The sequence below is a fragment of the Lewinellaceae bacterium genome (assembly GCA_020636105.1).
GTDB lineage: Bacteria > Bacteroidota > Bacteroidia > Chitinophagales > Saprospiraceae > BCD1.
The window spans coordinates 1,711,076-1,730,681 of sequence record JACJYL010000001.1; the positions used below are offsets into that span (position 1 = coordinate 1,711,076).

General features: G+C 44.5%; 12 protein-coding genes and 2 pseudogenes. 8 read left to right on the top strand and 6 right to left on the bottom strand.

Annotation, left to right across the window (positions count from 1 at the left end; translation table 11 throughout):
* Window positions 1–29: 29 nt before the first annotated feature.
* The 7 genes and pseudogenes from H6571_06320 to H6571_06350 all read left to right on the top strand — a co-directional run bounded on the left by H6571_06320 (window position 30) and on the right by H6571_06350 (window position 8,442).
* Window positions 30–1,964: a CBS domain-containing protein gene (locus tag H6571_06320; protein ID MCB9323342.1), complete on the top strand. Its 1,935-nt coding sequence runs from the start codon at window positions 30–32 to the stop codon at window positions 1,962–1,964.
* Between the two features lie 59 nt (window positions 1,965–2,023).
* Entirely contained in the window at window positions 2,024–2,716 is a 693-nt protein-coding gene (locus H6571_06325) for a 3'-5' exonuclease (GenBank protein MCB9323343.1), read from the top strand.
* Window positions 2,717–2,817: 101 nt separating this feature from the next.
* Entirely contained in the window at window positions 2,818–5,736 is a 2,919-nt protein-coding gene (locus tag H6571_06330) for a CotH kinase family protein (GenBank protein ID MCB9323344.1), read from the top strand.
* A gap of 93 nt (window positions 5,737–5,829) precedes the next feature.
* Window positions 5,830–6,471: a polyphosphate polymerase domain-containing protein gene (locus tag H6571_06335; GenBank protein ID MCB9323345.1), complete on the top strand. Its 642-nt coding sequence runs from the start codon at window positions 5,830–5,832 to the stop codon at window positions 6,469–6,471.
* A gap of 103 nt (window positions 6,472–6,574) precedes the next feature.
* Window positions 6,575–7,135 (top strand): annotated as a pseudogene (locus tag H6571_06340) (DUF4956 domain-containing protein).
* Between the two features lie 105 nt (window positions 7,136–7,240).
* Window positions 7,241–7,483 (top strand): annotated as a pseudogene (locus H6571_06345) (hypothetical protein).
* Between the two features lie 272 nt (window positions 7,484–7,755).
* On the top strand, window positions 7,756–8,442 hold the full coding sequence (locus H6571_06350; GenBank protein MCB9323346.1) for a hypothetical protein: 687 nt from the start codon (window positions 7,756–7,758) through the stop codon (window positions 8,440–8,442).
* Window positions 8,443–8,749: 307 nt separating this feature from the next.
* Here H6571_06350 and H6571_06355 read toward each other — a convergent pair whose 3' ends face one another.
* The 6 genes from H6571_06355 to H6571_06380 form a co-directional block, all read right to left on the bottom strand.
* Window positions 8,750–9,565, bottom strand: coding sequence for an oxidoreductase (locus tag H6571_06355; GenBank protein ID MCB9323347.1), 816 nt, complete (start codon window positions 9,563–9,565; stop codon window positions 8,750–8,752).
* 60 nt (window positions 9,566–9,625) lie between these two features.
* Entirely contained in the window at window positions 9,626–10,147 is a 522-nt protein-coding gene (locus tag H6571_06360; GenBank protein MCB9323348.1) for a TetR/AcrR family transcriptional regulator, read from the bottom strand.
* Between the two features lie 182 nt (window positions 10,148–10,329).
* Entirely contained in the window at window positions 10,330–12,003 is a 1,674-nt protein-coding gene (locus H6571_06365) for a T9SS type A sorting domain-containing protein (protein ID MCB9323349.1), read from the bottom strand.
* Window positions 12,004–12,256: 253 nt separating this feature from the next.
* A complete protein-coding gene (locus H6571_06370) occupies window positions 12,257–14,008 on the bottom strand; it encodes a DEAD/DEAH box helicase (protein MCB9323350.1) in 1,752 nt (583 codons plus the stop codon).
* Between the two features lie 719 nt (window positions 14,009–14,727).
* Window positions 14,728–16,149, bottom strand: coding sequence for an L-serine ammonia-lyase (locus H6571_06375; protein MCB9323351.1), 1,422 nt, complete (start codon window positions 16,147–16,149; stop codon window positions 14,728–14,730).
* A 161-nt stretch (window positions 16,150–16,310) separates the two neighbouring features.
* The gene (locus H6571_06380) at window positions 16,311–17,393 is read right to left on the bottom strand and encodes a substrate-binding domain-containing protein (protein MCB9323352.1); all 1,083 of its coding nucleotides are present in this window, start codon (window positions 17,391–17,393) and stop codon (window positions 16,311–16,313) included.
* Between the two features lie 232 nt (window positions 17,394–17,625).
* On the opposite strand from H6571_06380, the gene nagB reads away from it, so the two are divergent.
* Window positions 17,626–19,569, top strand: coding sequence for a glucosamine-6-phosphate deaminase (gene nagB / locus H6571_06385; protein ID MCB9323353.1), 1,944 nt, complete (start codon window positions 17,626–17,628; stop codon window positions 19,567–19,569).
* Window positions 19,570–19,606: the final 37 nt, after the last annotated feature.

Sequence of the window (19,606 nt, forward strand, 5' to 3'; positions counted from 1 at the left end):
AAATAACAATATAGATATTTATATAAAAAATGGAAAATACAATTGCAGTAAGGATTTTTGATTTTTTGAAGAATCATCCTCCTTTTAATTTTATTGAACCATCAGAACTTCTGGGCATTTCCGAAAAAATTGAGGTCCAGTATTTCACCGATGATGAGATCATTTTCAAACAAGGTGATCCGCCTGTGGAAATGTTCTATGTCATTCAGGAAGGAGCGGTAGAGTTATTCCGACAAGTCGAAACCGACCGTGTTTTGATCGACACCTGTGACGAAGGCGATGTTTTTGGCCTGAGGCCCCTGATCGCCTCCCAGGCTTATTCCCTCACTGCCATTGTCAAAGAGGAAGCGTTGATCTATGCTATCCCGACAAAAGTTTTTCTGCCCATCCTTGAGCATAATACAAAGGTCAATCATTTTCTGACCTCAAGTTTCGCCGCAGGAGAAAGAAATCCTTACGCAAAAAACAATAAAGGCAAGCTTTTCTCCGAAAACGATCAGATCTGGCAGTCAGGCACGGAGCTTCTGGAAGTTCAGTCCATTGATCGAAGTAAAAAGCCCGTCACCTGCAAAATTGATCATACCGTAAAGGAAGCTGCCCGGACCATGAGGGATAAAAGAGTGGGATCCATTATCATTGTCAACGACACCTGCCACCCTCTCGGTATCCTCACCGACCGGGATCTCAGAAATAAAATCGTTACCGGGGATCTTCCCCTGGATACCCGGGTCGGCGAGATCATGTCCAGCCCGGTAATTTGTATTCCTCCTTCTTCAGCAGTAGCCGAAGTACAGATCGAAATGATCAGGAAGGGGGTTCACCACCTTTGCGTGACAAAAGACGGAACACCGGAAACAGCCGTTATGGGAGTGCTTTCGGAACACGATTTGCTGGTGGTCCAGGCCAATAACCCGGCGGTATTGATGCGCGAAATTTCCCGCGCCAGGACGGGAGAAGACCTTCGTTTCATTCGGGACAAAGCCGAATTATTGCTCAAAAAATACCTCTTCCAGGAAGTCTCCATTGCATTCATTTCCAATATCATGTCGGAAATCAATGACGCCATTATTTCCAGAGCAATCCAACTGGCGGAATGGAAACTCAACAAGGAGGGAATAACACCCCCAAAAGCCACCTTTTGCTGGCTGGGGTTGGGAAGTGAAGGCCGGGAGGAGCAGCTGCTCAGAACCGACCAGGATAATGCCATTATTTTTGAGGATGTTGCGGCTGAGGATTATAATGTCACCAAAAACTACTACCTGGAGCTCGCTAAAATAACCACTACTATACTCAATGAATGTGGTTTTGAATACTGCCCGGCGGATATGATGGCCAGCAATCCACGGTGGTGCCTTTCTCTTTCTGAATGGAAAAAACAATTCGAGGACTGGATATACAAACCAGGTACCCAGGAAATCATGTTTACTACCATCTTTTTTGACTATCGGCCCATTTACGGAAATAAGGACCTGTCCCGACAATTGACGGATAGCATTTATGAATCGATCAGCAACCAGGATATCTTTCTGTCCTTTTTGGCCAAAAATGCACTGCAAAATCCCTCACCCCTATCCTTTTTCCGCAATTTCATGGTAGAAAGAAGCGGGGAACACAAAGACGACTTCGACATCAAGGCCAGGGCGATGATGCCCCTGACGGATGCTGCACGGCTGCTCATCCTCGAAGCCCGCCAATACGGAAAAAACAATACCTTTCAGCGATTTGATCACCTGGCCAAACTCGAACCCCAAAATGCCGAACTGTACGAGCAGGCCGCCGACGCCTACGAAACGCTAATGAGATTCAGGGCTTTGCAAGGGCTGAAAAACAAAGATTCCGGTCGCTTTTTCAAACCGGAAGAACTCAATAAAATGCAACGAATGATGCTTCGGAATTGCTTTAAACCTATTAAGGATCTCCAGGATTTGATAGAGGTGAGGTTCAGGACGAATATGATGCAATGATGTGAGGATGTGAGGATGTGAGGATGATTTTTTATTTTTTTTAAAATTATCAATTCAATATGGGCGGTTTCAGATCATTATTTTCAGGAAATAAAAAAACCAATGCTCCGGAATTCTGGAAGGAATACCTGAGGTTTTTGGATACGGAGCCTGCCAGGCAGCAACCTATCGAAACCATCCGGTTTGTGGTTTTTGATACCGAGACCACGGGACTGAATCCAAAGACGGACAGGATTCTTTCTGTTGGCGCGGTGAGCCTGGTCTGGAATAAAATAGATTTGGGGCATACCCTGGAATCCTATGTACGCCAGGAGTCGACCAAAAAAGAAGCTGTACTGATCCATGGCATTTTACAAAACGGAAAACAGCAAAAGAAAACGGAAGAAGAGGCCGTCATTGAGTTTGTCCAATACATTAAAGATGCCGTGCTGGTGGGCCATAATGTGGCTTTTGATATCGCCATCGTCAATGAAGCGCTTAAAAAGCTAAATGCAGGACCTTTGAAAAACAAATTGGTCGATACCGCCAAACTGGCCATCCGCGTCGATGCCAGGTCTTCCTCCGAAATGATCAAATCCTCAGATTATACCCTGGATGCGCTGTGCGAAAAATACAACATCAGCATGAGCAACCGGCACACAGCGGCCGGGGATGCCTTTATCACAGCCGTTTTGCTCATGAAACTCCTACCCCGTTTAAAGAAGCGTGGCATCAACAACCTGAGGGATCTTTTGAAGTCCAAGGTCATGTAAACTGAATATTTATGCAAACTATATATTCACTTTGTCGTCCAAAAAAATGGAACGGTTGGAATAATTGTCTTTTCTTTGTGCATTAGATCAAAATTTTCTGGATGATTCTTTCTGATAATAAAAAAAAGGCGGTCTCAACCGACAGAAGTTTGTGGTTTTTGGGCGTTTTGATGGTAATTTTGATTGGTTTCCTGCTTTCTGGTCGAAATTGGACAAAAAAAAGCGAACCCAAAATTACAGGCATATCCTGTAGTGCGGAACAGGTGGAAGGAGATTACTTTATCGAAAACGGACTGAAATTTGGCGGTGCCAAAGGCCAGGATAAACGTCATGCCCGCTCGGGAACCTACTCCTGCCAGCTGAAACCTGACCACCGCTTTGGCCTTATTTACGAAACGACTGACTTCATCAAAGGAGCCAAATACCAGGCCTCTGTCTGGAGATTCACCGAAAGTTCCAAAGGTTTCCTGGCGGTGGAAGGCAATGAAGGCTCCAATTTCAGGATTGTGGAGCGCGTAGCCATTGAAGAAAAAGACGGCTTTGAAAAAGTCCAGATCATTTTTAATGTGCCGGAAACCCCCGGTCTGGATACCCTAAGGATATACGCCGGGGTAGATGAAGTTTCCGGAACGGTGTACGTCGACGATCTGAACATCCAGCTTTTACAGACTCAAAACCTCGACTCCGATTTCCGGCCGGATGTGCTGCGTATTGAAATAGCCCAGGAATCCTTACAAAAATTCAGCGACCAAAAGTGGAAAGCCGTCAAGGAAGGCATCCTTTTCAGTACGGATGACGACCGCGCATCCGGTAAGATTTTTTCCAAAAATGAAGGAAAGGAAATCCCTATAAAGCTACGCTTAAAAGGAGACTGGACCGATCACCTGATTGGAGATAAATGGTCATTCAGGATACAAACCAGCGGAGAAAGTTCCTGGAACCGTATGGTTACTTTTTCTATTCAGAACCCCCTGACCCGCGGATATCTTAAGGAATGGATGTTTCACAAACTGCTGTCGGCCGAAGATGTATTAAGTCCGAAATACGATTTCATTGAAGTAAGTCTCAATCAAAAAGACCTCGGTATTTATGCCTTCGAGGAGCATTTTGACAAACAGTTGCCTGAAAGCCAGCAACGCCGTGAAGGCCCCATTATAAAATTGACGGAAGATCTTTTCTGGCTGGGCATGAAACGGCAGTTTGCCTTACAAAAAGACGGTTCAGGGTTGTATAAAAATGCAGAGAATGCTTTTGAAGGTTCAGACATCCGCCCTTTCAAGGAAGGCAAGACCCAGGGGTCGGAAACTTTGGCTGCCGAGTTTAAAACGGCCCAAATTCTCCTCCATCAATTCAAATACAACCTGAAACCCGCCAGCGAAATATTTGACCTCAACCGCATCGCGAAATATTTTGCGATCATGGATGTTTTGGGGGCTTACCACGGAAATTTCTGGCACAACCTTCGTTTTTATTACAACCCGGTCACCTCCCGGCTGGAACCTATAGGATTTGATGGCTTCGGCAATGAAGAAACCCGGCTAGTGGACCAGATCGTGCTGGGATACAAAATTGACACCGAAAACCAGGGAGAAGATCTGACGAAGCTGTTGTTCAACGATCCCGTTTTTTTCAGGGTTTATATGCAACAACTCGATCGAATCACCGAACAAAGTTACCTGCAAGGCTTTTTTGCAGATATTGAGGCAGATATTAAGATTCGGGAGCAATTTTTAAGAAAGGAATTTCCCAATTATACTTTCCAGGAAAATCCTTTTCTCGAAAGAGCCAGAAATATTCACCTGCTCATTGCAGCCTATGGCGATGAAAGCGTCATCGCAAGGATCCAAAACCGCAACAATGGTAAGTCTTTGCTAAAAGTGAGCAATACCCATGCCTTTCCGGTAGAAATTGCAGGGTACGGCCGGAAAAAATCGGAAATGGACCAGGAGTTCCCCGAGCCCGTTTTTGTTTTTTCCAATCCACAACATTCCGTACCAAAATATACAGAGGTAACGGTGCCCGATAAAGCTTCCTGGTTATTTTACCGGGTGGCCGGGCTGGATTCCCTGTATGCTGTGAACATCGTTGACTGGCCCATCGCTGAAGGCATCACGCAACGACAAATGATGTTTTCGGATTCTTTGAAGAGTAATGATGTTTTTGAGGTGTCGGGCAATATGATCCTATTTAAAAAAGGAGCCCATATAACGCGCAACGATATCAGCATACCGGGACAATACAACGTTTTTTTTGAATCAGGTGCCAGCCTGGATTTACAAAAAAATGCGGCCTTCATTTCCAATGCGCCTGTGTTTATGCTGGGCACGGAAGAACTGCCCATTCAAATTTTTTCCAGCGACGGTACCGGAAACGGGTTTTCCGTGATACAAGCCGGGCAACCCTCTAAAATAGAATATACCCGATTCGACCAGCTCAATACGCTGAACAAAGGAGGCTGGATCCTTACGGGGGCTGTCAACTTTTTTGAATCGGAAGTCGAGATTTCAAACGCGTCCTTCACCAACAATCATTGTGAAGACGCCCTGAATATCGTTCATACTTCATTCAAGCTTTCGCACTCCGTTGTTGCCAATACTTTCAGCGATGGTTTTGACGCCGATTTTTGCAAAGGAGAAGTCAGCAACGTCATTTTCAGGGATACGGGGAATGACGGGATGGACTTTTCGGGGAGTGTGATCACTATCTCGGATATCGAAGTGTACAACGCCGGAGATAAGGGGCTGAGTGTGGGAGAAAATGCACAGGTACACCTCATCAGCGGGAAAATGATCGGCGCCAATACAGGAGTGGCTTCCAAGGATCTTTCCAGCCTGGTGATCGACAATTTGATCCTGGAAGACTGTATCAAAGGATTTACGGCTTACCAAAAAAAGCCGGAATACGGGAAAGCAAATATCATTGTAAAAAAATATTCCGCAAAAAATGTAAAACACCTCTACGTGCTGGACAAAGGATCTGTGCTGGACCTGGTGGGTGAGTTGTTTACGGGGGAGATTTGATGCTGCGATGGTTTGATGCTAAGGTGACATCTACGTGCTAAGCCAGGCAGAAAGGCAAAAAGGGGGCTCCTTGAACAATACGAAAAGTGAAATATGGCTCGATTCGAGAGAAAATATAAGATCGAAGGGATGGAAGCGCAGACGGTGCGGGCCAATCTCATGCTGCATCCTGCTGGTTTCCGGGAGTTGCATCCTGACCGGCAGGTGAATAATATCTATTTTGATACGGTGGAACTGACGACTTTTCATCAGAATGTAAGCGGAGAAAATCAGCGCAAAAAATTCAGGATGCGCTGGTATGGGGATGATTTTGACCAACTGCGATCTCCACAGTTTGAAATAAAAATAAAGCACAACGAACTGGGCTGGAAAAAAGTGACCCAATGCCCTGACCTGGCTTTTTCGGAGCTGGAAACCATTACGGCCCTGGCGAATGAACATTCTGAAAATTTTGCCCCATTGTACCCGGTTTTGCTCAATTCGTATGAGCGTTCCTATTTTACTTCGGCTGACGGAAAATTCAGGATAACCATTGACTGGAATCTACGGTATTATTCATTGATGGGTCAAACCGTTTTTTTGGGTTATTTGCAGGAGGAGCCGGGCATCATACTGGAGATAAAATACGAAGAGGAAGATGATCAGCAGGCAGGTTTTGTGCTTCAAAATCTTCCGTACCGGCATACCAAAAGCTCGAAGTATGTGAATGGCGTGTCGATGACGGCCATGTTTTGAGGTTACTGGTTTTGAGGAACTTTGAAACTTAGCCATATTAATAAAATAATCATAAATTTGTGCCCTCTTTTATGGAGGCAGACATCCAAAAAAATCATATTCAATGTCAAAATTTGAAGAATATCTCAATCAATTTTCCAATACGATCAGTTTTGGCGATTTCATGATTGGATTTTTGCTGACGGCTGTCCTGGCCATTTTGATCCGCAATTTTTATGTCAGGTACGGCACGGCCATCTCCAACCGAAAACGATTTGCCAACAACTTCCTGGCGCTTGCCCTCATCGTGATGTTGATCATTACCATTGTAAAATCCTCCCTGGCCCTATCCCTTGGATTGGTGGGAGCCTTGTCAATCGTAAGGTTCAGGGCGGCCATCAAGGATCCTGAAGAGCTGGTCTATTTATTTTTGGTCATCGGCCTGGGGCTGGCCACCGGCGCCGGGCAATTCATCATTGCTTTGGTCGCTATTCCGTTGATTTTATTGCTCTTATGGTTGTATTACAGGTTTACCGGCCACAAAACGACCACCAAAGGCAACAACACCCTCATCCATCTGCGCATCAAGGAAAAAAGCATCCAGAAGATCAGCGATATCTTCCTGAAACACCTGCCTTACGTGGAACTCAAACGCATGGACCTGCTCGCTGACGGGCTCGACCTGACCTACATCTGCCAGGCGGATTCCGTTGGGCAGTTCGATGATCTGAAGGAAGAGTTGACACAGCTGGATAAGGGCATTACCTTTTCGTTAGTGGATAATCCGGGAATGATTGTGTGAGGGGGGGCTGGTTGCTGGTTACTTGTTACTGGTTTCTGGTTGCTCGTTGCTGGTTCTCGCTGTTCTTGGAACGATAAGGTTCAATCCTGTGCATCTGGTAATCCTAAAAATCCTGATCCAGACAAAATGCGGATTGCTGGTTGCTTGTTACTGGTTGCTGGTTACTCGTTACTGGTTCTAGCTGTTCTTGGACCGATAAGGTTCAATCCAGTGCATCCTGAAATCCTGTAAATCCTGATCCTGACAAAATGCTGGTTACTGGTTACTCGTTGTTTGTTACTTGTTATTTTAGTTAAAAGGTCTATTATTACCAGGCAATACTCAATCCTGCAAATCCAGTAATCCGGAAAATCCTGATTCTGACAAGTGGAGGTAGGGATGCGCAAATTTTAAAAGCTTACCCCGGTTCGCCTGAGCCCGTTTAAAATTGCATATATTCTTAAAAATTTGTATCTTAACAAGCCATTAAATCCTTATTAAATAACTTCGTAAAGCCCCTTAAAATGTCCGTAGAAATCTTACAACCAGATATATACATTCTAGGCCTACGCATCGCAGAACCTACTACCACCCTAACCGATGTGATGATTTCCCTGGCCAGTTTTTATGGATTTTATCGATTGAATAAAAGCGGCAGGCAGGAAAATTCGATCCGTTTTCTTAAGTTATACTTCATCCTGATGGCCATCGCCACTGCCCTGGCAGGAATCATCGGCCACGGATTTTTGTATTTTTTTGGCCTGGCGTGGAAAGTCCCCGGTTGGTTTTTCAGTATGGTAGCCATCATGTTCATCGAAAGATCGTCCATTGAACATGCCAAAAACCTGATCGGCAAAAAAACGGGGAAATTCTTTCTCACGGCTAATTTATGGGAACTGGGCATCATGATGACCCTCGCTGCCGTCACCCTCAATTTTTTATTTGTCGAGATCCATAGTGCTTATGGGGTTCTCGGAACAGTTTTCGCCTTTCATCTTTTCGTATACCGAAAAACAAAAGATATCGGAAGCAGGTATATGTTATGGGGGGTGGCCGTACTCACGGTTGCTACCTTTATTTTCAATTACCCCATCATCCTCAACAAATGGTTCAACCATTCAGATTTTGCGCATACGCTGATGACGATCACAACGATCCTCTTTATGTATGGGGGGTTGAATTTTGGAAAAAGGCTGGAAACCTCCGCATAGGTATTATAGTTTTTGAATTAGAAGTGCTCAGAAAAGCATTTTTAACACTTTTTTAGAGAATTAACTGAGAAATTCAATCAGGACCAAAAGTATGAAGTCAGATTTTTTTAAAACGCAAGGTGCGCTAAGGCTGCGCAATGGTCGCAAGTGGAACATACCCCACCAGCGGTCGGGAGTGTTCGTTGCGCACCTTGCGAATCCCTGGCGAACTTTGCGTTTAAATTCTTGCAGATAAATTTTTCTGAACAGTACTTATGAGACAGCCGCCAATGGCACAATCCAGAGACCACCCGTATTTTAAATTCCCCTACCCCATTTTCAAAATCATCCAGTCAAACATCCTGTCACTCAAATATTTACGGAGGAATATTACGGGCTTGGCCATCTTTCCGGCGACGTATCTTGTTTTCGGCTTATTGGCCTTTACTGCTTTGGAAATGACCTTTGCAATAACTTCAGGGGAAGAAGCCCCGCCTTTTTCGTAAGTGTCCTCGGTTGCTTTTGCCATTTTATGGGCCATTGCGGAATAAGGGCCTTCTCCGGACCTGTCCAGCATGGGTTGAGTCATGACCTCTCCAAATTCGGTTTTAATGGCACCAGGCTCAATGATCACCACATCAATTCCAAAGGGCGCCAACTCCAGTCGCAGGCAATCGGACCAGCCTTCCAGGGCATGTTTGGTGGCGTGGTACCAGGAACCCATCGGCGTGTAAATCTTACCGCCCATGGAAGAAATGTTTATTATGGTCCCTGATCCCTTTTCCCTCATGTAGGGCAATACCAGCTGGGTCATCCTGGCCAGCCCGAAGATATTTACCTCAAACTGTCGCCGGGCATCCTCCATACTCGTATCTTCCATGGCACCGTAAATGGCGTAGCCGGCGTTGTTTACCAAAATATCAACTCCACCGTGCTGATCCTGTATCATTTTGACACAGTTGACCATTTCAGATTCTTCCGTTACATCCATTTTAACGGCTATGGCGCCAAGAGCCTCCAGGTCCTTCATCTTTTCAATTCTCCTGGCGGCTACATAAACGATTAACCCATCGGACAATAATTGTTTCGCGGTGGCTTTTCCAATTCCGGAGGAGGCCCCGGTTACGAGTGCAACTTTTTTCATTATGAATAAGATTATAAATAAAACGTAAGCACTTACTTACTATATGGTTTAAAAAAATAGTTATACATTATATTTTTCATGCAAAAAGTCCCGCATTGCCTTTCCGTCCGGCAATTGTCCCCTGAGCATTGCTCCTGCGATTCCGTCAAAGAAATGAAGCAAAAAATCAGTCTCCATTTCCGGATCGCTATAACCTAACCTGGAAAATGCATTGACCAAAGTTATTTTCAGGGGCTCCATTTTATCATTAGAATACCTGTTGGTTTCCCATTTTAGCTTGAATTGCAGGCGCCAAAATTCATGCTCCGACTCAGGAATTACAAAGGGAAGGTCTATTGTTTTGGCAATAACCTGCTTAGGGTCGACCTCTAGCACAATATTGGCAAATACCATTTTGGCACGCTCCTCCCCTTCTTTAAGAATGGCATCCAACAACCCATCCTTATTCCCAAAATGTCTAAAGATTAACCCCTCGGACACCCCGGCAGCTTTGGCAATCCTGCTGGTGGACGTTGAGCCAAACCCTTCTTCCGAAAAGAGTTGTAACGCGGCTTTTAATATATTTTCTTTTTTATCTGTCATTAAAAAAGTGAGTAATTACTTACAAATATAAATGCTTTTTGTATCCCAGCAAATTTTTGTCTCTTTTTTTCGCCAACGAACAGAAAAAAGTAAAAAAATCCCGAATTCTATGGGGTATAAAATTCGGGATCATTCACGTTAAAATTTGGGTTCAGGCTATTTCGAATGATTCTTTTCCTGGGTTATTTTGCCACCACCAATTTCCTCGTCTCACGGAAATCTTCTCCCCTTAACTCCACCAGGTACAGGCCCGGAGATAAGTTAAACCGGGCAAGATCCACGGTAAAACGTTGGTCGGTTTCAGCCTGGCATTTGCCTTTATTTATTTGGGTGATTGTTTTGCCTGTCGCATCTTTTAGGCTGAGGCTCACCTCCTGCGTTTCCTTGACGGCAAATCCAATTTCAAATTCCGTTGTAGCAGGATTGGGAAAAATCTCGATCTTTTCAATCTGCCCTTGCGTTGCCAATGGTTCCTCAACGGCATTCACTACATCGGATTTAAAAACGTAATGAACTGGAATAAAATACTCTGCAAGGGTTTGGGTCTGAGTGGTATTCATGACCTGGAAACGAATTTCATCCACCACTACATCTTCATTATTGATGGTAAAAAAATCATCCCCGGAACCGGAACCTGTTGCATAGGTTGGAGAGCCGCTGGCGGCATAACCCGGCGATAAGTTCCCCGCGGTAAAAGGCCTTACAAAAATAAGGGCATCCATGCCTTCATCATTGTACAAACCAAAATTAATATTGACCCGTTCTCCCGGCTGAAGTCTCGCCGGGGAAGGAGGACACAGCTGAATGGCTTCGACCAGGAAATTCCCAAAGGTATAATCCACCGGACTCAAAAATTCGAGTAAGACTTCTGTCTGGTCAGGGTTTAGCACCTGGAACCGCATATGATCCACCCGTTGATTGCCGGAAGAAATGGTAAAATCGCAGGAAGAACTTCCTGTGCCTGTGTAAACGGTTGACCCACATGCTGAATAGGCAGGGGTAAGTCCGCCACGTGTCCAGGGCCGGGGAAAGATACGAACCCCGCCAGCTTCCGTTGTTTCGTAATCATAACTAATGGTTCTGTCTTCGGCGCTGAAGGGGAAGTTCCCGCCCGACGCCACTATATTGTCGATTTTAACCGTGCTGAAGTAAAGGTTTACGGGGATATAAAACGTCAAAAGATCCTGGCTCTGATCCGGGTTGACTACCGATACGCGCAGGGCATCCACATGAACATTTTTTCCGCTTGAAATGGTAAAAAAGACAGTTGTGCTGCCGCCTCCCGTAAAAATGCCTGATCCGCTGGCGCTATATCCCGGAGTAAGATTGCCGCCGGTCATCGGACGCACAAAAATACGCACGCCACCAGGCACATCAATTTTGTAATCAAAGGAGATGTTGAATGCTTCATCCAGCAGCAGGGAAGCCAGATGCTCGTCGTGAGAGAAGGAAAAATGGTGAACGCCTATTTGTCCATAGTGGTATTGCACGGGCACCCAAAATTCACGCAGCAACACGGACTGGTCTGCATTCAGGATCTGGAAACGGATCTCATCCACCACTCCCGTTCCTCCGGAAATATTGTAAAACACCTCTGTACTTCCTGAACCGGTAAACAAGGCAGAGCCACTTGCTCCATAACCCGGAGTAAGATTTCCATTGGAAAATGGCCGGGCAAAAATACGCACGCCGCCCGGTTCATCCACGCTGTAATCAAAAGTGATATTAACATTTTCGGAATTACTGAAAGCAGCATTACGGGTTCCGGCAGCGAATTCGACATGGCAAATATCAGCCTGTGCAAATGCCCACAAACCGGATAAAACAAACATCAGTGTAAACAATAAACTTTTCATAAGGATGGATTTTATGGTTTTAAAAAATTGAAATTTCCTTTTGACGAAAATCTTAAGGATATCAATTAACTCACCTTTTTATCCATCGAAGAGGGAAAATGGTTACTGAAAAGATTAAAAAAATAAAAAAAGCCACGGATGCAACGATCTAAATAATCATTCGTGCATTCGTGGCTTTCCTAAAATCACTAAGGCCGAAATGCGTTAATTAAAAATGAATAACGCAATCCATATAAGGTATAATTAAAGGATACTATTCCCTCCATTTTTTTCCACTTCTTCGTGGGCTGCCACCTTTACCCCGGTGGCTTGACTCTGGTTTTGAGCTTCTTCTTTTACTAAAGTTTCCAGAGGCAGTTTTAGGTGTTTTGGGTTTCACATAACCGGTAGGGGCACCTCCTGACTTTTCATTGGAAATCTCTACATTCAGTGAAACTCCTTCAAAAGTTTCTCCGACGAGGGCCCGCATCAACGGAACCTGAGATTTTTCGTCTATTTCAAAGAAAGAGAAGTTTTTCAATATCTCGATTTTGCCAATCTCCGCAGCACTGGAATCCAGCCCCTGGTTGATCAGTCCCAACAAACGAGCCGGGGTCAGATTGTTGTTTGCCCCGACATTGATGAACATCCGGGAGAAAGAAGTTTGTCTTCTTTCCCTCGGGCTCTTCCTTTCGCGTTCCCCTACGTTAATATCTCTTGAATTTTTATAGTAGGCCAGGAATCGGTTAAACTCAGCGGAGACGAAATGTTTGATCAGTTCTTCCCTGCTCAGCCAGTCGAGCTTTTGGTAAATTTCGGCCAAAAAAGGTTCGATCTGTTTCTCATCCACTTCTACCTTTTCAATTTTATCAATAAGGGTAAGCAGCTGTCTCTGACAAATTTCTTTGCCTGTGGGCGCGAGTTCTTTGCTAAATTTAATTCCTGACTTGCGTTCAATTTCTCTGATTCTTCCTGTTTCCCGCGTATGAATGATCGCGATCGAAATACCGCTCTTGCCGGCCCTTCCTGTCCTGCCGCTTCTGTGCACATACACTTCATCGTCATCAGGCAGGCTAAAATTGATGACATGGGTGAGGTCATCCACATCCAATCCTCTGGCGGCAACATCGGTAGCGACGAGAATTTGTAATTGTCCAACCCTGAAACGGCCCATCACTTCGTCGCGCTGCGCCTGGGAGAGATCCCCGTGAATGGCATCAGCATTGTAACCATCGTGCATGAGTTTGTTGGCGATCTCCGTGGTCTCGCGACGCGTACGACAAAATACAATACCATAAATGTCAGGATTCAAATCCGCAACCCGTTTAAGTAATTCGTACTTGTCTCTGGCCTGTACCTGGTAGAAAATATGCTTTACGTTTTCTGCCCCGATATTCATGCGTGCCACTGCCATTTCAACAGGATTACGCATATATTTTTTAGTAACTGTAATGACCTTTTTCGACATGGTGGCAGAAAACAGGAGGGTTTGTCTTTCTTCCGGAACTTCAGAAAGTATGGCATCCAGATCATCCTTAAATCCCATGTTGAGCATCTCATCGGCCTCATCCAGTACCACCCGCACCACATTTCCTAGGTTCAACCTTTTGCGATTGACCAAATCCTTCACCCGTCCCGGAGTTCCCACAACAATCTGGGCTTCTTTCTTCAACGCACGGATCTGCGTTTCGATGCTGGCTCCGCCGTAAACGGCCACGATGCCAAGTCCTTTTATGAATTTTGAATATTGTGTCAGATCATTAGTAATTTGCAAACAAAGTTCGCGTGTCGGGCAAAGAACCAATGTTTGTGTACTTTTATCCTGAACATTGGTGAGATGCACCGCCGGCAATCCGAAAGCCGCTGTTTTTCCTGTTCCCGTTTGGGCAAAAGCAAGTAAATCCTGGGAAGTATTTAATAAATGAGGGATGGCTTTGGCCTGGATCGGAGTAGGTTTTTCAAAGCCCAATTCTTTAATGGCTTCCAATATCTTATCTTGTAAGCCTGTCTCTGAGAATGCGTTCATATGTAGTTGATATCAATTTAACTGCAAGAATAGGACTTTTAATCGTGGTATTTACTTAAATAGCTGATTCTTTACCTATTAAGGGCAAAAAGAAGGGTAAAGGAGCACCCAAAAGCATGTTTTGAGGTAAAATTTACGCCCAAGGAGATTTTCCCCTCTCCCTGGCTTAATTCTCCCATGGATTGGCAAAAGGCATTTTTTATAAAATTTGCTTTACCAAATTTTGGAAATCTTCCAGGTACAAAACCTGCCTTTAATCGAAAAAAATCAACAGGGCTCCATATTTGTATTAAAAGGAAGGTTTCTATTTTTTTCTGTGCCTCTCACCAAGATGTCATTGTTGAAATACAATAATCCACTATCTCAATCTCCATCTATCTCAATCTCAATCTCCATCCATCTATCTCCATTTCCATCTATCTATCTCAATCTCCATCTATCTCCATTTCCATCTATCTCAATCTCCATCCATCTATCTCTATTTCCATCTATCTATCTCAATCTCCATCTATCTCCATTTCCATCTATCTATCTCAATCTCCATCTATCTCAATCTCCATCCATCTATCTCTATTTCCATCTATCAATCTCAATCTCCATCTATCTATCTCAATCTCCATCTATCTCCATTTCCATCTATCCATCTCAATCTCCATCCCAGCAAAAAACAGAACATTATTCATCGCTTCAAGCCATCACCTTCTCCCTACTGAAAAAAATTAACACCCTGTAATATTGACCGCTACCGCCAGTCCTCCCGTTGAAGTTTCCTTGTATTTGTGGTGCATATCCTTGGCCGTTTCCCACATAGTGGAGATCACTTTATCCAGGGGCACAAGGGTTTCCTTGGGGTTGGTATCCAGGGCTATCTCGGCAGCATTGATGGCTTTGACCGCTCCCATGGCATTTCGTTCTATACAGGGAATCTGGACGAGCCCGGCCACCGGATCACAGGTAAGTCCCAGGTGGTGCTCCATAGCGATTTCTGCCGCGACGAGCGCCTGTTCCGGGCTTCCGCCGAGCAATTCCGTCAGAGCACCCGCAGCCATGGCCGAAGAAACACCGATCTCCGCCTGGCATCCGCCGAGCGCGGCAGAAATAGTAGCTCCTTTTTTAAAGATGCTACCAATTTCGCCGGCAGTAAGAAGGAACTTTTGAATCTCCTTTTCCGTAGCGAATTTATCTACGAAACAAATATAATACATCAATACTGCCGGGATTACGCCCGCACTGCCATTGGTTGGTGCGGTAACGACTCTGCCCAGGGAAGCATTTACCTCATTTACTCCCAGGGCAAAACTGCTGATCCATCGAAATATCTCGTTAAATTTGACATCGAGTTTTCGAATCGTCCGTACCCATTCCAAAGGATTATCGTAGTCATGATCGCCGATCAGATTTTTGTGCATTCCAAAAGATCTTCTTTTCACCCTGAGTTCGCCTGGCAAGATTCCCGGGGTATGGCAACCGATGAACATACACTCCAGCATAACGTCCCATATTTTCATCAGCTCCTCCCCTATTTTATCGTCGGTCCGGCAAGATCTTTCGTTTTCGAGGACTATGTCGGAAATGTTCTTTCCCTCCCTAAGGCAATGGTCGATCAACTCTACGGCATTGTTTATAGGAAAAGGGTATTTTGGCGGTACGCAATCCAGTGAAACCGTAGTTTCGCCCTCTTTGACCACAAAACCACCTCCAATCGAATAATAAGTCTCAACCACCATGCGATGATCATTGGTAATGCCTTCAAAACGAATGCCATTAGGATTGAAAGGAAGAAAATCCTGTTCAAAAATAAAATCGATGGCCGGATCAAAATCAATCGTTCTCCTTCCTCCGAAATTTATTTTCTTTTGGGTACGGATATCCTCAATGATGGCGGAGATTCGGGAAACGTCAATTTTTACAGGATCCTCCCCGTTCAACCCAAGCATGAGCGCCAGATCCGTGGCATGTCCTTTGCCCGTCAGGGAGATAGAGCCAAATAGTCTAATTTTTATTTTAATGATTTTCTCAAAATCTCCTTGTTGCTTCAACTCGGCAATCCATGTTTCAGCAGCTCTCCATGGACCTAAAGTATGAGAACTGGAAGGCCCTACTCCTATTTTAAGCATATCAAATACGCTAATCTGCTCCATTATTTGAAAATTTACTTTGGTTAAGATACCAGATCCCAAAAGGCGGATTCCCTGGGAAGACAACGATACCCCGGGAATCGCAAGAGTAACCAGGCATGATGCAAATGTCAGGCCTTAAAAGGACATTTGCCAGTCTTTCTTAAAAGTTTATAAAAAATAAATTACCCGGCCAGTTGGAAGGTTTCCTGCTTTTGGAGGTAATAACTGTAATTTTCCAACACCACGATATCCAGAGGCAGATACTGCGTCTTCTCCACGGGCAGTTTCAGAATGAAATGATTAAAAAGATTCATCACACCATAATATCCCTGCTGGGCAGCATTTTGGTTGATCAGGAAATTGATTTCTTCTTTTTCAAGACATTGGAGGTTGGAAGGCACCAGATCGAATCCAACGATCTTTACATGATTTATTTGCGAGGGGCTAATAGCTTCCGCAAGGCGGTATGCCCTTGAATTAGTAACGAACATCCCCACAAGGTCTGGGTGCAGGGTCAACAAGGCATCCACAAAAGATTTGAGTTTTCTTTCGTCGTCAAAATCTTCGAAATCGTATTTTTCGATGGCTATGTTGTTATTGCCGATTTTACGAAAATATTCCCTGAAGCCTTTTTCTTTATCAATAAGGTGCTGCGCATTGTAGCTGGCCTTTTCGAGATTCAAAATAATGACCGTAGAATTTTCATCCAGACCGAAGTTAAGCAACCTTGCTGCCAGGACACCGCTTTGGTAAGAATCCTGCCCGATGTAACAGAGAGATTCATCATTTTTTATCCGGGTATTGATCATTACATTGGGAATACCCTGATCTTTACATTTGTCCAAAAGGATTTTTGCCTCTTTAATAAATAAGGGAGAGAAAAGAATGGCGTCCGGATGATCTCCAAGGAGTTCATCAGCTTTGTTTAAAAAACTATCCGGGTCGAACAGGTCAAACAAATAAAAATTGACCACTACCCCATAATGCTGAACCGCCTTAAACGCTTTTTCAACCCCGGATATTGGATCTTCCCAGTACGGATCAAGTGCCGGATCCGGTAAAAGAGCACCTATAGTGAAGGTTTTATTATAGGCCAGGGCGCTGGCTATGATATTTCTTTCATAGCCCAACTCTTCCATTATGTCCAGGATTTTCTGCTCTGCTTTTTTGGAAACATTCCCTCGTTTGTGAATAACCCTGTCCACCGTTCCCGTGGAAACCCCTGCCCTTTTGGCAATATCTTTAATTCTAATTGGTTTTTTCATGATATCCATAAAATAATTAGGTTGATCTTCAACCTCTTGAAATAACATGGTTGGCTTTGTCGGCTTTGGCAAATTTAACAAAAAACTGTGTGCGCGCACAGTTTTTTAAAAAAAAAATTGTGCCCGCACACAGTTTTGGAAATATTTTTCTAATTTTACATCACATAAGAGAAAAGCAAAACCAACCTCAACCACTATAAGTAAATTTTTTACGGAAAATTTTTTAGCCATTATGACTAACATCGTAAAACCATTTAATTCTCCTGACTTAAAATATCAACTCAAAACTTTTGAGAAATTACCGGTTTCCATCTGGGAAGATTCCAAAGACGCCTCCATTCATGTGGCGAAATCCATTGCATTGGCCATTCGTCAAAAACAGCAGGATGGTGAACAACTGATTCTCGGACTGGCAACCGGTTCCTCCCCTATCAAGATTTATGATGAGTTGGTGAGAATGCATAAGGAAGAGGAATTGAGTTTTCACAACGTAGTCACCTTCAACCTGGATGAATATTTTCCAATGTCCCCTGAATCTCATCAGAGTTATGTTTATTTCATGAACGAATATTTATTCAATCATGTAGACATTAAACGGGAGAATGTGCACATCCCGGACGGAACAATCCCTATGGAAGAGTGGGAATCCTATTGTGAATCTTATGAAAAGAAGATCGCCATGGCAGGAGGCCTTGACATCCAGATATTGGGGATTGGCCGAACCGGGCACATCGGGTTTAACGAGCCCGGTTCATGGGAGGACTCCAAGACCCGGTTGGTTAAACTGGATGCCATCACCCGCAGAGATGCCGCTTCTGATTTTATGGGGGAAGAAAATGTGCCCTATCGCGCTATTACCATGGGAATTGCCAGCATCATGAAAGCCAAAGCCATTTACCTGCTGGCCTGGGGGCAACATAAAGCCTCAGTCCTAAAAGAAGCCGTTGAAGGCCCCATAACCTCTACCATTCCGGCTTCCTTTCTTCAAAAACACCCCAATGTTAAAATTCTTGCCGACAAGGGGGCCGCGGAGGAACTCAGCCGGATCAAAACACCGTGGACAGTGGGTATCTGCAACTGGACGGACGGGCTGATATGCAAAGCAGTCGTTTGGCTTTCTCAAAAAGTAAATAAACCCATTCTTAAATTAACCGACGAAGATTACAGCGAAAACGGACTGAGCGACCTCATCATTGAATACGCTTCCAGTTATAGTATAAACATACAGATCTTCAACCGTTTACAACATACCATCACCGGATGGCCGGGCGGCAAAGCCAATGCCGATGACACCCATCGCCCGGAAAGAGCAAAACCTGATAAAAAACGGGTAATCATCTTCAGTCCACACCCCGATGACGATGTCATTTCCATGGGGGGAACTTTCCTCCGGCTGGTGGAACAAGGCCATGAGGTGCATGTGGTTTACCAGACTTCGGGAAATATTGCTGTACATGACCACGATGCTTTGCGGTATATTGAATTTATGAAGGAATTTGTGGACAACCAATCTATTGATTGTAAAGAAGTGGATAATATTTTTATGCACACCACCGATTTCTTACAGAAAAAACTGTTCGATCAGGTTGATACGCCTCAATTAAGAGCGATAAAAGGGCTGATAAGAAGAGGCGAAGCCCGTGCCGGGGCCCGCTTTTGCGGATTGGACGACTCCCATATTCATTTTCTGGATATGCCCTTTTATGAAACGGGAGGAACAAGAAAAAAACCGCTGGGCAAAACAGACATTAACATCGTAGCCGATATCATCGAACGCATACAGCCCCACCAGGTCTATGCCGCCGGTGATCTCGCTGATCCACATGGCACGCACCGGGTATGCCTGGATGCCGTTTTTGGAGCCTTTGAAAAGTTGAAAGATAAAAAATGGATGAAAGACTGCTGGTTGTGGCTGTACCGAGGTGCCTGGCATGAATGGCCTATCCATGAAATTGAAATGGCTGTGCCCTTAAGCCCTCGTGAACTTTACAAAAAACGCAAGGCTATCTTCATGCACCAGTCTCAAAAAGACAGCCCACCGTTCCCGGGACGTGACGAACGGGAATTCTGGCAAAGAGCAGAAGAACGCAACCGCCAGTCGGCCGAAATTTACAGGAACCTCGGCCTGGCTGAATATGAAGCCATCGAAGCATTTGCCCGATGGAAATTTAATTAGGAAACAAAAATCACAATAACAAAAATTCTAATCAAAT

Excerpts from the sequence above, each read along its gene's own strand:
- H6571_06320 (MCB9323342.1), top strand. The coding sequence starts at position 30 with ATGGAAAATACAATTGCAGTAAGGATTTTTGATTTTTTGAAGAATCAT.
- H6571_06325 (MCB9323343.1), top strand. The coding sequence starts at position 2,024 with ATGGGCGGTTTCAGATCATTATTTTCAGGAAATAAAAAAACCAATGCT.
- H6571_06330 (MCB9323344.1), top strand. The coding sequence starts at position 2,818 with ATGATTCTTTCTGATAATAAAAAAAAGGCGGTCTCAACCGACAGAAGT.
- H6571_06335 (MCB9323345.1), top strand. The coding sequence starts at position 5,830 with ATGGCTCGATTCGAGAGAAAATATAAGATCGAAGGGATGGAAGCGCAG.
- H6571_06350 (MCB9323346.1), top strand. The coding sequence starts at position 7,756 with ATGTCCGTAGAAATCTTACAACCAGATATATACATTCTAGGCCTACGC.
- H6571_06355 (MCB9323347.1), bottom strand. The coding sequence starts at position 9,565 with ATGAAAAAAGTTGCACTCGTAACCGGGGCCTCCTCCGGAATTGGAAAA.
- H6571_06360 (MCB9323348.1), bottom strand. The coding sequence starts at position 10,147 with ATGACAGATAAAAAAGAAAATATATTAAAAGCCGCGTTACAACTCTTT.
- H6571_06365 (MCB9323349.1), bottom strand. The coding sequence starts at position 12,003 with ATGAAAAGTTTATTGTTTACACTGATGTTTGTTTTATCCGGTTTGTGG.
- H6571_06370 (MCB9323350.1), bottom strand. The coding sequence starts at position 14,008 with ATGAACGCATTCTCAGAGACAGGCTTACAAGATAAGATATTGGAAGCC.
- H6571_06375 (MCB9323351.1), bottom strand. The coding sequence starts at position 16,149 with ATGGAGCAGATTAGCGTATTTGATATGCTTAAAATAGGAGTAGGGCCT.
- H6571_06380 (MCB9323352.1), bottom strand. The coding sequence starts at position 17,393 with ATGAAAAAACCAATTAGAATTAAAGATATTGCCAAAAGGGCAGGGGTT.
- nagB (MCB9323353.1), top strand. The coding sequence starts at position 17,626 with ATGACTAACATCGTAAAACCATTTAATTCTCCTGACTTAAAATATCAA.